Source organism: Caldalkalibacillus mannanilyticus JCM 10596 (assembly GCF_000615945.1).
Lineage (GTDB): Bacteria > Bacillota > Bacilli > Caldalkalibacillales > JCM-10596 > Bacillus_AT > Bacillus_AT mannanilyticus.
Window position 1 is genome coordinate 1 of the sequence record NZ_BAMO01000067.1, and the last position, 12,493, is coordinate 12,493.

Annotated in this window: 18 protein-coding genes and 1 pseudogene; 2 read left to right on the forward strand and 17 right to left on the reverse strand. The window is 34.0% G+C overall.

The window, feature by feature from the left end:
* A partial coding sequence (locus tag JCM10596_RS27045) for a transposase (protein WP_034682078.1) occupies positions 1-310 on the forward strand: 310 nt, incomplete at its 5' end.
* A gap of 192 nt (positions 311-502) precedes the next feature.
* Here the strand turns inward: JCM10596_RS27045 and JCM10596_RS22020 are convergent.
* The 8 genes and pseudogenes from JCM10596_RS22020 to JCM10596_RS22055 all read right to left on the reverse strand — a co-directional run bounded on the left by JCM10596_RS22020 (position 503) and on the right by JCM10596_RS22055 (position 5,659).
* Positions 503-700: a hypothetical protein gene (locus tag JCM10596_RS22020; protein WP_025028956.1), complete on the reverse strand. Its 198-nt coding sequence runs from the start codon at positions 698-700 to the stop codon at positions 503-505.
* A gap of 47 nt (positions 701-747) precedes the next feature.
* The gene (locus JCM10596_RS22025; protein WP_025028957.1) at positions 748-1,557 is read right to left on the reverse strand and encodes a nucleotidyltransferase family protein; all 810 of its coding nucleotides are present in this window, start codon (positions 1,555-1,557) and stop codon (positions 748-750) included.
* 52 nt (positions 1,558-1,609) lie between these two features.
* Positions 1,610-2,217: pseudogene (gene yqeK, locus JCM10596_RS27050) on the reverse strand (bis(5'-nucleosyl)-tetraphosphatase (symmetrical) YqeK).
* A 168-nt stretch (positions 2,218-2,385) separates the two neighbouring features.
* Positions 2,386-2,943, reverse strand: a complete 558-nt coding sequence (locus tag JCM10596_RS22035) for a GNAT family N-acetyltransferase (protein WP_025028958.1) — start codon at positions 2,941-2,943, stop codon at positions 2,386-2,388.
* Positions 2,944-3,057: 114 nt separating this feature from the next.
* Complete coding sequence (locus tag JCM10596_RS22040; protein ID WP_025028959.1) at positions 3,058-3,534, reverse strand: DinB family protein; 477 nt, start codon at positions 3,532-3,534, stop codon at positions 3,058-3,060.
* A gap of 168 nt (positions 3,535-3,702) precedes the next feature.
* Positions 3,703-4,509, reverse strand: coding sequence for an alpha/beta fold hydrolase (locus JCM10596_RS22045; protein WP_025028960.1), 807 nt, complete (start codon positions 4,507-4,509; stop codon positions 3,703-3,705).
* A 430-nt stretch (positions 4,510-4,939) separates the two neighbouring features.
* A complete protein-coding gene (locus JCM10596_RS29345) occupies positions 4,940-5,023 on the reverse strand; it encodes a putative holin-like toxin (protein ID WP_148302687.1) in 84 nt (27 codons plus the stop codon).
* Positions 5,024-5,200: 177 nt separating this feature from the next.
* Positions 5,201-5,659: a GNAT family N-acetyltransferase gene (locus tag JCM10596_RS22055; RefSeq protein WP_025028961.1), complete on the reverse strand. Its 459-nt coding sequence runs from the start codon at positions 5,657-5,659 to the stop codon at positions 5,201-5,203.
* Between the two features lie 206 nt (positions 5,660-5,865).
* On the opposite strand from JCM10596_RS22055, the gene JCM10596_RS22060 reads away from it, so the two are divergent.
* Positions 5,866-6,108 (forward strand): hypothetical protein, encoded by a 243-nt coding sequence (locus tag JCM10596_RS22060; protein ID WP_025028962.1) that lies wholly within the window; start codon positions 5,866-5,868, stop codon positions 6,106-6,108.
* Positions 6,109-6,758: 650 nt separating this feature from the next.
* Here the strand turns inward: JCM10596_RS22060 and JCM10596_RS22065 are convergent.
* The 9 genes from JCM10596_RS22065 to JCM10596_RS22105 all read right to left on the reverse strand — a co-directional run.
* Complete coding sequence (locus JCM10596_RS22065) at positions 6,759-7,238, reverse strand: hypothetical protein (RefSeq protein WP_025028963.1); 480 nt, start codon at positions 7,236-7,238, stop codon at positions 6,759-6,761.
* A 42-nt stretch (positions 7,239-7,280) separates the two neighbouring features.
* Positions 7,281-7,856: a hypothetical protein gene (locus JCM10596_RS22070; protein ID WP_025028964.1), complete on the reverse strand. Its 576-nt coding sequence runs from the start codon at positions 7,854-7,856 to the stop codon at positions 7,281-7,283.
* 66 nt (positions 7,857-7,922) lie between these two features.
* Positions 7,923-8,357, reverse strand: coding sequence for a GNAT family N-acetyltransferase (locus tag JCM10596_RS22075; protein WP_025028965.1), 435 nt, complete (start codon positions 8,355-8,357; stop codon positions 7,923-7,925).
* 234 nt (positions 8,358-8,591) lie between these two features.
* Positions 8,592-9,050: a GNAT family N-acetyltransferase gene (locus JCM10596_RS22080; protein WP_234410612.1), complete on the reverse strand. Its 459-nt coding sequence runs from the start codon at positions 9,048-9,050 to the stop codon at positions 8,592-8,594.
* A gap of 119 nt (positions 9,051-9,169) precedes the next feature.
* Positions 9,170-9,535: a DUF4180 domain-containing protein gene (locus JCM10596_RS22085; protein WP_025028967.1), complete on the reverse strand. Its 366-nt coding sequence runs from the start codon at positions 9,533-9,535 to the stop codon at positions 9,170-9,172.
* A 117-nt stretch (positions 9,536-9,652) separates the two neighbouring features.
* The gene (locus tag JCM10596_RS22090) at positions 9,653-10,402 is read right to left on the reverse strand and encodes an aminoglycoside phosphotransferase family protein (RefSeq protein ID WP_025028968.1); all 750 of its coding nucleotides are present in this window, start codon (positions 10,400-10,402) and stop codon (positions 9,653-9,655) included.
* Positions 10,403-10,473: 71 nt separating this feature from the next.
* Positions 10,474-11,076 carry a hypothetical protein gene (locus tag JCM10596_RS22095; RefSeq protein ID WP_025028969.1) on the reverse strand — a complete coding sequence of 201 codons (603 nt, stop codon included), beginning with the start codon at positions 11,074-11,076 and terminating at the stop codon, positions 10,474-10,476.
* A 43-nt stretch (positions 11,077-11,119) separates the two neighbouring features.
* A complete protein-coding gene (locus JCM10596_RS22100; RefSeq protein ID WP_025028970.1) occupies positions 11,120-11,599 on the reverse strand; it encodes an NUDIX domain-containing protein in 480 nt (159 codons plus the stop codon).
* 51 nt (positions 11,600-11,650) lie between these two features.
* On the reverse strand, positions 11,651-12,493 hold an 843-nt coding region (locus JCM10596_RS22105), incomplete at its 5' end, for a phosphotransferase enzyme family protein (protein WP_025028971.1).

Here is a 12,493-nt window from a genome sequence, read left to right on the forward strand (position 1 = left end):
ACCTAATTATGAAGCTGCTTCTTCATTTTTGAACAACTGGATCATTGAAGCAAAGAAAAGTCCTTTCCCATCTTATCATGAAGTTTGCAAGACTTTAGAAACATGGAAATCGTATATTTTAAATTACTTTGAGTTACGCTATACGAATGCTAAAACAGAAGGAATTAATCACAAGATAAAGAATCGCAAACGTATTTCTTATGGTTTTCGTAATATGGAAAACTTCCGTATTCGAGTGAAACTAGAATGTTCGAAAGAACAGTCGATTATTCCTTCTTCACTTGCCCACAGTGTAGATGATGCCGCGTAAGCCTCAAGCCCAAACCGCTTGACCCTTACGCTCTATCATCTGAGTGGTAGTTAAGTGAAGAAGGGGAAAGACTAGCCTATGAAAAGGCTGAAATGCGCGAGTTACACAGAAAATGACGAAGAGCCGAAATTCTTTACTTGGTGATAGATATTTTTTAGCGAACGTTGCTTAATAAATAGCCTATTTCTATTCTTACTTCTCTGCATATTCAAAAATCTCTACTTCTAATTCTTTTTCAAATGGTGAATCAAACTGTTTCATTTTTAAGTTAATGATCCAGTTGCCCTCTTCAACTATATTTACATCAAAATATTTATCTGATGTATATTTATACCAAACTTTTTTTCCATTTGGATAATCTTCGGGATGTATTTTTAATATTTTCAGCATGAAATTTCACCTCTGAATTACTTCCTGTATTAAAAACTGACAATCCTTTATGTTATGGAGGAGATTCGAGCCTCACTTTCGAAGTTCTCAGTAACCCATTTCCCTTCTCTCAAGAAGAGCTTCAGTACCAATTCTTGGTTAGTCGGTGGTTCCTCTATCCATCTCTGCAAGGTACGAATAATAGGCTCCTTATGATGAAAGTACTTGATAATAACCTCAGACTGCTCGTGCAGTCTTGTCGACCATATTTGAGATCGCACCATCACCATTGAATAGTAGGTTCGAATGAGCTTACGAGAAAAGCTTTTTACAAGTGTTTTATATTCCTCCCCTGAAGCTCCTTCAAACCGACTCATTGTACGAGCAAGAACTTCACTAATATCACCATTAAAGCTTATCGCTATTTCTGATGTGAGTTTATAAGGACCGAATCGTTCTCGAAGATCCTCTCCATGGATACAAACACATAGCTCCCTTAGAAAAGCTTGTTCATAGTAATTCGCTGGGTCAACCACATAGTCGTAATTAATATGAGCTATGCCGATATCGCGAACCAAAGAGTGATATTTTTGAGACAATACACCAGTAAGTTTCTTTAATTCCACCAACTCTTCAGCACTTAGTTTTCTATTGAATATAGCTAAGAGGTCCAAATCTGACTTAACTGCCACAGCTTCCCCCCTTGCAACACTACCATATACGTAAACACTATGACATAGATGTGGAAACAACCGTTCTAGTTTCTCGACAGACTCTCTTATGGAAGGAAAGTAGGCATTATCAATCTTGTCCAAAGCAACATCACTCATAATGTATCCATTTCGGTCTAGCCCATATCCAGCTTGTAGACTTTTCATTTAAATCATCTTCCGTTCTTCTTATTAATGGTATTTTCCACATTATTTTGTATTAACCTATTTCCACTTCCTCTGATAACTCCATATATGCGTCAACTAACCATGGATGTAATACTCTAAGTGACTCTCTTCTATCCCATAAATAAGTAAGGTATGATAGCGCACCATGTTTCAAGGATATATCGAGCTTTTCTTTTAATTCCCTTATATATGGAGGAGTTCCAGTCTGATCCCATTGGATTTTATCAGCTACAAAAACAATTTGATCTAATTCAGTAGAATCTTTTCTTAATGTAGTATGACAACTTATTGCATCGAGAATATTTGAATTCTCTACCTTAAATATATGATAAGCAATAACTTTTGATAGTTTCTGGTGAATAATCATAGGAAATTCATTTTCTTCTTCTAAGATTTCTAAACCTAATTGTCTGATACTTCTATTCTTTGACTATTTGGAATAACGGCGCTAATATCGTGTAAACAACCAGCTGTAAAAGCAGATACCTCATCGATTCCAAACCTGATTGCCAATCGTCTAGCTTCATACGCGACCTTGATAGAGTGTTCCGCTGTTTGTTTACAGTTATGTATAGTCAAGAAGGATGTTACATCCTTTTCCAAATCTCCACTTGTACTAAAATTTTGGGTGAGTTTCATCAAAGATTTATCCACAAGCTACTCCTTTGTATAAAATTTTACAACGATCATCTTCTTTTGGGCTTCTCCATGATGCCTTCTCTGAGTCTTCATCGAGCCCGAGGGTGTTTTCCATCAGATACGCGAACACATTGTTATATAATGGAATATGCTTTGCCTTCGTTTCGTTTATACTCTAAAATTTATTGGAATTTCTTTTATATTATTTCTCCATATCATATGATCATATCCTCTACCCCAATAATCTTTCAATAAGTAGTCGGGTTCTCCGAATTTCTTCTTCCATACCTTTTGAGCTCCATTATATCCACTGTCGAGGCAAAATTCATTTATTCCATGGCTTTGTAAGGTAAGATAAACCGTATTCAAAAGTAATGTTCCGATTCCAAGTTTTTGATGGTCAGGATGAACAAATAATGTTCCTACCTCTACCAAATCCTCAAATTCTCCTTGCGTACAATCATTAATTAGTTGACTAATAGGTCCATATTCAATCGTTCCTATTACTTGGTTATGCTCTAGAGCAATTAAAAAATATCTATCTTTCCCATTGCTTTCTAAATCCATATGCAGATAATGAATCTTATTTTTTATTTCTTTCTCTATATCATCTTTTAAATGTGAAATACCCTCTTTTGTGAATGTATCTATAATTACAAGTCTAAAAAAATCAATTAATCTATCGAAATCTGTCTTACTTGGACGTTTTATTTCAATATTCTTCAATATAACAATCCCCTTTATGTCTAAATTAATAACGCTCTGCACGAATTTACTTTTTCGAAACCCCTCTGGCAGACCGGGGAGCAAAGCGCCGAAGCTTGGATATACTTCTTCGATTTACTTACAATCATGTATAACCTTTTCAATCTGTTTTTTATGGTGTTTATCATGCGGTATAAACCCTCTCAAATACCCATGAATTGTAAATTTATTTCCATCCCCATCTTTGTACTCTTTGGTGTATTCATCTTCTTGCAATTCAGTTATATCATTTATGATTCTTGTTCTATAATCAACGAATTGCTCAATAATAGATTCCTTCGTTTGGTTTTTTGCGTATTCCCTTGCTTTTGCATTAAATTCATCAAAATTTAAATGCCTCACAGTAACCTGCTGCTTTAATTTAATCTTTTCAATTCCTTCTTCATAAAAGTATTTATCCCAAAGCATGATATGGCTAATAACATCTTTTAATGACCAATTACCTTCCGATAAAGCTTTATTCCAAATGGATTCCTCAATGATATTTAATCCTTCTACAAAAGGAATAAAAGATTTAAACTCTTCTACCATTTGTTTTGATGTTTTTGGCATCTTTCATGTCTCCTTTGTTTTCATTTGTTCTTATGCTTTTCGCACCAACTTCCCCTAACGTTACGTACCTACGGCGCCCATTAGCCGTCTCGGTTAGAGAAGAGGATCTGTCTTGGAAAATTCTTCTTCGTATCCTCTACTAAGACCGAAGGTTTAGCATTCAATGATCTATAATCCTATTAACCAATCTTTAATTAACACTTGGATTACTTCACGTTTTTCAATTTGGAGCATATGTCCAGCTCTGTCCAATATGACGAAAGTAGAATTTGGAAATATATTTATAAGAAATTCATGATCCTTATATCCACAAATAAAATCTTGCTTGCCCAAAATAATTAAGGCAGATTGCGGAAGTGACTCGACATCATGAAAGGGAACTTCTGAAAGAAAGTATTCTTTTTCTCTCCAACTTGATGTTAAGACCTCCCTATTCGCTAGTAACCGTCCAGGTTGAAGCTCACTTAAAAACCTTTTGAGATTTTCTTCATTCTGGATTATCATCAGTGTTTCAAAAGCTTCCCTTATATCAGGATTCAACGTATTTAATAATACTTCATCTTTTTCATAGACTACCTTTTTAGGAAGAGCTTTTTCTTTTAAATGTAGGGCGGAAGCCAACAGACAAAGCCCTCTAACTTGCTTTCGTTTATAATGAAGAATACCTTGAGCAAGATAGCCTCCAAAGGAAAAGCCAACCAGATGAAAGAATTGATTAGATACTTTTTTTTCAATGAATTCTAATATGTTATTAAGCATATCATCCGTTGATTTTAAACTTTCATCAATCTTACTCAAACCATGTGCAGGTAAGTCTATATAATATCTTTTAAACCCTTGAATAGAACTAAAAATTGGTTCCATCCACATTTTCATTGAACGATAATCCGTTCCCATTGAATGTAATATTAGTAGCGGAACCCCTTCTCCACAAACTTCATAATGGATAGTGCCTTTTCTGACTTTACAGATCATACTCAATAATCCCCTTATCATTAAGCTGACAATTTATTCGTAATATAAGGAAAATCTTTATCCATTTTATTATGAACAATAATCATAAACCTTTTCTAAAAATGGATAAAAGGAAGGATAGTAAGCGCTTGCCTTCTGGCAAGAAAATTTGCAATCTAAACCCTTTTAACGATTGTCGTATAGTCCTTCTTTAGAGGGATCTTTCAAATTATGATCTGCAAATAATTCGATAATACCTTCCATTACCAAATCAAACATGTTAAAATTTATCTAAAGTATGTTTAAATTCATTTAGTATGAATAAACTTATAAAGACCGCAGATGCGCTAACATCTACGGCCACACAATAGATTGCCTCTTAAAGGCGATCGGCTTGAATCGAATGATTTTTAGAAGTTAGACCTCCTGGCTCACCAAGCTCAAGGGAGGTCTACTTCCTTTTATGGAAGGACAGAAGTGCAATCACAAACAATCCAAATGCAATCATTAGACTGAGTGATTCAAAAACTGTCATGGCAACACCTCCCTCCCTAGAAGATGAGCCGACCACCCTTGAGACCGATTCTATTGTGCATCCATATTATACCACAATCGCGCGTTATGAGAACATACGTTTTTATATCTACTTAGAATCTTCTTCTTAGCAGCTTGAAATCATTTTTAGGTGAAGTTCCAGCCATCTTCTAATTACTCATAATTCGATCTTTAGTCTTATCATGTCTCTACATTGAATTCCATTCTCGTAAATCTCTTCGTCATAATTATTAATAAAATGATCCTCCCATATTTCATAGATTCTAAAACCACATTTTTGATAAAATCCAAGTTGCATTATGCTCGAATTCCCTGTACCGATTTCAACTCTTCGTACATTGATACTTCTACAAAACTCTATTGCTGCTTGGATTAGTATTTTCCCAATACCTTTGCCTTGATACTCTTCATTTACTGCTACATTCATGATCTCCATCGTGGATTCATTATGACTCAAAACAATAATTACTCCAACAGTGTCTTCTTCTGATGTTGCTACAAATATTAAACTATTGTTGATGTATTTTTGTATATTAGCTATCGATGGATCTGCTAATAATAATAGTTCCATAGGTACATCATCAATTGAATCTAGTTTCTTTATTTTTACTTCCATGTATTACTCCTTTGAATAGTTTTTTGCTGGAATTTCACCTAGCTTTCCTTATCTGAGACTCTTCTGAGCCTACAAGTGCATGGATAAGATTTATTAGCAGTAACAACGACTTCAGGCAACTTCCGCTGATTTAAGGCTACAATCCACACACAACGAAGGAGTGTGCAGAATATAAAATAGTAAGACAATGATAAGGGGGTGATGTCATGTCACTACGCAGGCTTAAAAAGTATGCCGGTAGATATGTGTTCGTACGTATTAAGGGCAAAAGCAAGGGATTCCCTTCCTTTGTAGAAAAGGTACAAACTAGACAAGGAAGAAATTGGATCACACTGTGGAAATGTTTTAGGTGCGCAGGTCCCGTTCAAATTCTCTATCGAACGAACCAAATTGCCAGCATTCGTGCTGTTAATGATCCTTTTTCAGAGAACAAATGCAAAAACTGCTAATAAACAAGAAAGCAAAGGTAGACCATCGATCATAATGTATACAGTATCCCTAATGGAATCTTGTATATGCTAGATCTCCGTCAAGATAGTAGACACAAATTATATTAATTCACCGCATTTCATCACTCATTGGTCGGTGACCCATTTGATTTTAAATGCTAATACTATTTTACCCCCAATAAAGTTGTATTGCATATAACGTTTGGTATCTACGCCGTTCCGAACTTACAGGCGCAGACTGAGCTTAGAAATGCCTTTCTCTTAGCAGAAGTCAAGCCGACTAGGTTAGTGAATGGAATGTGGCGCTGAGTTCATAATGTTTTAATACATCTGCGACTAGGGGGCTTGTCCCCCGTAGTGTAGATATACTGTTATGTGACTGTTGCCCTATACTCTTCTTAATTTTTCCTGCACAATTAGAACAAGAGTTAGTTTTCCATGCTCCCAACATCTTGTGAATGTTAATATCTAGGTAGCATGAAGAACATGGAAAAATCTCTCCATCTTTTATTTTGATATCATTAATAATTTTTTTGGGGGATTATAAAATATATCTTCTTACCCGGTCATCGAATCATATTCAGTAATAAAATTTATCTTTCTGTCTCTAGCATGCAAATCATATATACTAGCATAGTTATATTACTTACTTATTTCCCTTCAATAGCATTGTATATCTTATCCAATTCCCGGTAATATTCTTTCTTACTAAATGTCATTGAAGGAACTTTATTTAACCAATCCACTCTCCTGCCTATACATTCATAAGTTTCTATTAATTCCTCTCTATTACTTGAATCAACTCCTATTCTACTCCAAATTACATGATTTTCTTTATTAATTACTTCAGCAACTATAACTGTACACCATAAATCGCAATCATCAGGACACATTAAGATTGGGAGAATTTCAGTATGTTTTATAGATTTAAATCTGCTTTTAACTAGCCCCCTCTCTTTTGGTATATCAATCCAATCTATAATTGTTGGGACTAATCCTAAATATAGACTCTCAGGATGAAGGTTATGTAGAAAAACATCCAAAGGGATGTCATCGACAGTAATTATTGGGTGAGCTATACCTCCATATTCACTTGTCATGGTTTTAACAAGTACTTTATTTTTCTTCATTGAAAGCGCCCTCCAATTATGTCTGCCGCCTTGATTTTTTCATTAATATCTAAATGTTTCAAGATACCACCATATCAGTCTATGATATTGATTTAACTTCGTTGGTATCTCTTCAATACTTTGTATTGAATAACTATCTTCTTTGTTCTTTAAATAAATATGATAAGAACCGTCTAATGGGATCTGTTTCCTATACTTATAAAGAGCAACCGCATATCTTTCCCCTGCATCCACAATTTTACTATCCTTATGTAGAAACTTCCCATCAGATATTGGCAACTCTATGTCGGTCAAAGGCGATCTTTCAAAATTTCTTATTGCTAAAACCCCATATTCTATCTGTTTTGGAACGCTTGGTCTATACTCTTGGGGATGAAAATACATTGTACTGATCAGTGTAAGAAGGAAAATTACAAACCAAACCGCTGAATTAATTATTCTGTTCTTTTTTCTTGTTAGAATTAAGCCCAATATAATAATGCTGCTGTTAACAAAATAAGTACCGGGCACAGATATAAGTCTTGCGGGTCCTGTAGCAGGAAAAATCTTAATAAGAAGGAAAGATACAAGAATTGTTGGCAGTAATGCTAAGAAGAAAATTGGTAAGTATCTTTTCAATGACTTTCCCCCTTGCAAATGATTCAATATATTGGTGATTTTTATACAAGTTAGTCTACATTTTATTTAATATTCTAATACCATAATGTGCTCTTTACCAAATACTTGTCCATTATATTTAAAACCTAGACTTTCATATAGTCTAATAGACTCAATACCATTTTTATCAACCCCTAGATATACTTTGTTTCTCGATTTATCTTCTTTAATTATCTTCAAAAGTTGTTCCATTGCCTTTCTTCCATAACCATTGGATTGATGTTTTTTATCAATCATTAATCTGTATATCCAATACTCATTATCATCCCTATCTATGCAATACATTAAAAAACCAACTGGTGTTTCATTTTCGTAAATTCCCATAGGTACACATTCAGGTTGTACTTTTGACTGTGCAATAGATATAGCATTAGATACTACTAATTCAGATTGTTCCTCGGATACTTCTAATCCAATAATCTCCCAAAAATTCTCTGTACTAACTTCTTTTAATTTAATCATTTATTCTTCCCCTTTTATGAAATTCATTTTATTTGGTAACAGCATGTTCGGATTGCATATAACGTTCTGTATTCATGACGTTGACTTCCCTTAGACAAGCCTACCTTAGAGAAGTCAGTGTATCTGCCTATGTATCTTCCCTGAAAAATTCTTCTGCAGACCAAATCGTCAGCCGCCGCTTGAATATTTTATTATCTGATGCCCCCGGCTGCATTGAAAATAATTACAAAATTACTATAGATTTAAATAGTAGTGAAAAAATTTTTCATCTTTCTTGTATCCGTTTCGTTCGTATATTCTTTGAGCTCTCTCATTATCAATTGCTGTTGATAGTCCTATTCCTTTTGCTTTTGTTTTCTTTGCGAATGATTTTACTGAATCTAATAATAATTGAGCAACACCACGTCTTCTGTACTCTAAAGCTACATATAAATCATTTAAAATCCATGATCTTTCCATTGATACCGAGGAAAAGCTGGGATATAGTTGAGCAAAGCCGACTTGCCTATTCAATTCAGTATCTGTGGCGATGAACAGAATTGATTCACAATGTTCAAACCTTTCAAATAGAAATTGCCTTGCTCCCTCAAGATCAGACTTTTGTTTATAAAATATTCTGTATTCATTAAATAGAATTGCTACTTCTTCCAGGTCTTCAATTGTTGCCTGTCTAACAATCAATGGATTATCCAACTCTCTCATTCCTTTTCTAATGGTTTGATATTTTTATACTAAAGTTATTCGCGGTTTCAGGTAACGTTCTTGCATTCACGATCCCTCACCACCTTAAGTCTGAATTCAAATGTTCTGTTTTAAATCTTGCCTAACTTTTCAAGAGCTTCTTCATTAGATCCTAAAAAGAATACATTTTTCCCCTTATTGCTTTCATATATGAAATCTTTTAGGCTCTTACTTGAATACACAGAAAAATCTCCAACAATCGCAACTTTGACTTGGTAATTGATAAACTTCTGAAGGATATCTCCGGCTAGTTTCGTACTCAATTTAAAGAAGTCCTCGGATATTACCTGCTTGTTCATTACAAAATAATCACAGTCTGCTTCGTATCTTATTGTTGCAATTAAATCTAGTGCACTTTGTACGTCTGATATTAAAACTTCATTTGAGTTTACTATAGCCATTTTCTTTCCATTATTTATGACAACTTCGATATTCATTAACAAACCTCCGTTAAGAGTATAGTTTTGATGTTTTCTTGTTTATATTGCCATCGATGCAACCCCTTGCTTGTTAAACCCAAAGTAAGTGAAATTACAAACACAGTGTTTCTGATATTATAATGGGCAATAGCGATTTAGGATCTCCATAAGTCGTTCTGAACTCTCCGATGAGACACGTTCAGATAATCTTGCGCCAGCAATGATTGGAGCCCACTGAAAAACGTCAGACCTTACTAGTCCACTCTGTTCACAATATAGTCGCAAATACATATCAGCTAATTCAGATGAAAATTGGGAATATAAAAGATAGGTCCGATATACATCAGCACGAATATCTCCTGCACTCGAATCAACCCAATCTATAACTACCACTTTGTTCTCTGCCTTAATCAAATTAAATAAATGAAAGTCGCCATGACAGAGCCTATTCTCATATGTAAATGATTCCAATTTCTTTAACAGATAAGATTTTTGTCTTTTATCTAATTTATTCCCCGCCTCTATTTGATGGTATAACTTATCATACATTGATTCAATTGTATCTGGAATAATGCTATGAATTTTGAGGTGCATATCGACTGAAATATTCAAGTAATATTCTGCTTGTTCCTTATCTTTGAACATTAAATCTCCTAATGTTTCTCCCTTAACATATTCCATTATGATTGTTTGTTCTCCGTTTATCTTGGTAACATCTAGAACCTCAGGAACAGGAAGTCCGCATGAATAGGCATATTGTTGCTTCTTTGCTTCATTTAAGGATTCCGTATCTGGCAAATAATCGTTAAAAACTTTTACTACTTTGTTGTCGGAAAGATAAATTTTTGCAGTATTTCCTCTGGCTATTGGATTACCTAAATTCATTGGGTTCTCTCCCTTTATTTTACGATGTTATTAGATGTCCCAGACTTCGAAGCAATACTTAAAATTCTCTTTTATTCTACATATTTAATATTTTTTACAATGTCTATATATTGTGGTAACAGGGTTTCTTTATCCTCTTCAAAATAGGATAATCGTATGATGACTTCATTTTCTTTATATGAATAACTAAAGAAATCCTCATATTTAACTTTAATCTGATCTGGACCATCAAATATATTTGATCCAATGTAATGTTGGTACCCTGTTAAGTCTTCCCTGACTTCTAATATATCGATATCTAGCTGATAACGCTCAAATAAACTAATTATTGAATTATTTGGCCCCAAAAATTCGTTGCCATCCTCAAATTTTTCCTCGGTAATAAAGTCTGGAATGTATAATCCAAACGGAAGGAAGTCTTGTTTGACAAACCTTGCACTATATGTCTTCCCTGTTATTTCTATTTCCTTTAAAGAGATACCATCGTAAATCTCAATGTTATTTCTGAAATCTTCTATTTGAAGTGATGAATTGGAAGAATCAAAACTACCTATCTCAGATGGGATGTTCTGCTGGGTTTCTTGTGTAGATTTACTAAGTTCTAAGTTTTCAGAATTATTACACCCAGATAGGATATATATAGTTAATAATATCTTGATCGTTAAGCGTTTCATAACTTCTCCCTTCCATTTTCCAATGGGTATGATTTTGCAACTCTCAAGTAATGTTTAGCGGTTTCAATCTGTAATCCTCAATTATTTCAATATTTTTCCTATTGTTTATATATGATTTTATTTGCTCCGTAATATTTGGAATAAGCAATATTGAATCCAACTCTTCGATATGAATCCATTTAACTGCTGTTTGGTGTGGATCAGGATGATCAGGAAGTCTAGGCATTGTCCCTTCCCTCAATTTGCATTCAAATATTAAGTGCAGTCCATGTGTTCCATTTGGATCGTAATCTCCGGATTGTTTATTAGGAGCAAACTCGTAAACAAGAGCAAGCGGACCAACTTCAATTTCTGCATTTATTTCTTCATATGCTTCCCTGATTACTCCTTCTATTATTGTTTCGCCTGGTTCAGCACCTCCACCTGGCAAGTTATAATGTATCCCGTTATCATCATACTCTACCAATAAGATTAATTTTTCTTTAATTATTAAGGCCGTGGGCCGAACTCTAATATGTGGCAAAGGACACCTCACTATTTTATTTTATGTTTTAAGGGTCTAAAGAGACAACATCTAACCCAGAAGGGATTTTATCTTAGGTATATCTAAAGAAACAAATTGTTTATCCTGTAATATTTCTCTTCTTAGCCAATCGCAATATGACTTATGAGGATTATTAGGCTTTTTTCCAAAGAGATATTGAATGAATCTATAAGAGCATATTCTACGATATTTAAGAAACAAATCAAAATAATCAACCCAATGCTTTTCTAGGCTGTTATATCTTACATATCCTTGAAGAAAGGCTTCTATGAACATTTGTGCAAATTGATTTCGTCCCTCTCCTTGTTCATATGGAATAGCGGAAACCATTTGGTACATTGTTAACATAATATCAAAAGTATACCAACTACATATGCAATCATCAAAATCAAAAACTGTAATATTCTCACCATTAACAAAAAAATTTAATTGGTGTAGATCGTTATGTATAATTCCGTATGATGCTTTTGTTTTTGGAAGTTTATGAAGCTCATCCGTTATCTGATGCCAAATTTGTTCAACCTCGTCATCATTTGTGAAATTATATTCTGGTTGAAAGAAAATATCTCTATTCCATTCATGGCGTCTTATTAAATCTATGCCACCTAAATATTTTTTTGTAAGACTATGCATTTCTCCCATGATCTCTCCAAGACGTTTAAACAAATTCTCATTCCATTCAATAGAATTATTTGTATCAACGAGTTTACCGCTTGCTTTCTCAAAAGCACATAGGATATAGCTTTTATTATCACATTTTATGATCTCATATAGTTTTTTGTTTTTACTAGGAACAGGTCGGGCAACTTGCAACATATTTTCGGATAGATAGTTAAGCCAATTGAGTTCAAAATCGATATGAGATTTTTTATC

What these genes read in the sequence shown, in the direction of transcription:
- JCM10596_RS22020 (WP_025028956.1), bottom strand. Translation starts at nt 700, where the DNA reads ATGCTGAAAATATTAAAAATACATCCCGAAGATTATCCAAATGGAAAA.
- JCM10596_RS22025 (WP_025028957.1), bottom strand. Translation starts at nt 1,557, where the DNA reads ATGAAAAGTCTACAAGCTGGATATGGGCTAGACCGAAATGGATACATT.
- JCM10596_RS22040 (WP_025028959.1), bottom strand. Translation starts at nt 3,534, where the DNA reads ATGCCAAAAACATCAAAACAAATGGTAGAAGAGTTTAAATCTTTTATT.
- JCM10596_RS22045 (WP_025028960.1), bottom strand. Translation starts at nt 4,509, where the DNA reads ATGATCTGTAAAGTCAGAAAAGGCACTATCCATTATGAAGTTTGTGGA.
- JCM10596_RS29345 (WP_148302687.1), bottom strand. Translation starts at nt 5,023, where the DNA reads ATGACAGTTTTTGAATCACTCAGTCTAATGATTGCATTTGGATTGTTT.
- JCM10596_RS22055 (WP_025028961.1), bottom strand. Translation starts at nt 5,659, where the DNA reads ATGGAAGTAAAAATAAAGAAACTAGATTCAATTGATGATGTACCTATG.
- JCM10596_RS22060 (WP_025028962.1), top strand. Translation starts at nt 5,866, where the DNA reads ATGTCACTACGCAGGCTTAAAAAGTATGCCGGTAGATATGTGTTCGTA.
- JCM10596_RS22065 (WP_025028963.1), bottom strand. Translation starts at nt 7,238, where the DNA reads ATGAAGAAAAATAAAGTACTTGTTAAAACCATGACAAGTGAATATGGA.
- JCM10596_RS22075 (WP_025028965.1), bottom strand. Translation starts at nt 8,357, where the DNA reads ATGATTAAATTAAAAGAAGTTAGTACAGAGAATTTTTGGGAGATTATT.
- JCM10596_RS22085 (WP_025028967.1), bottom strand. Translation starts at nt 9,535, where the DNA reads ATGAATATCGAAGTTGTCATAAATAATGGAAAGAAAATGGCTATAGTA.
- JCM10596_RS22090 (WP_025028968.1), bottom strand. Translation starts at nt 10,402, where the DNA reads ATGAATTTAGGTAATCCAATAGCCAGAGGAAATACTGCAAAAATTTAT.
- JCM10596_RS22095 (WP_025028969.1), bottom strand. Translation starts at nt 11,076, where the DNA reads ATGAAACGCTTAACGATCAAGATATTATTAACTATATATATCCTATCT.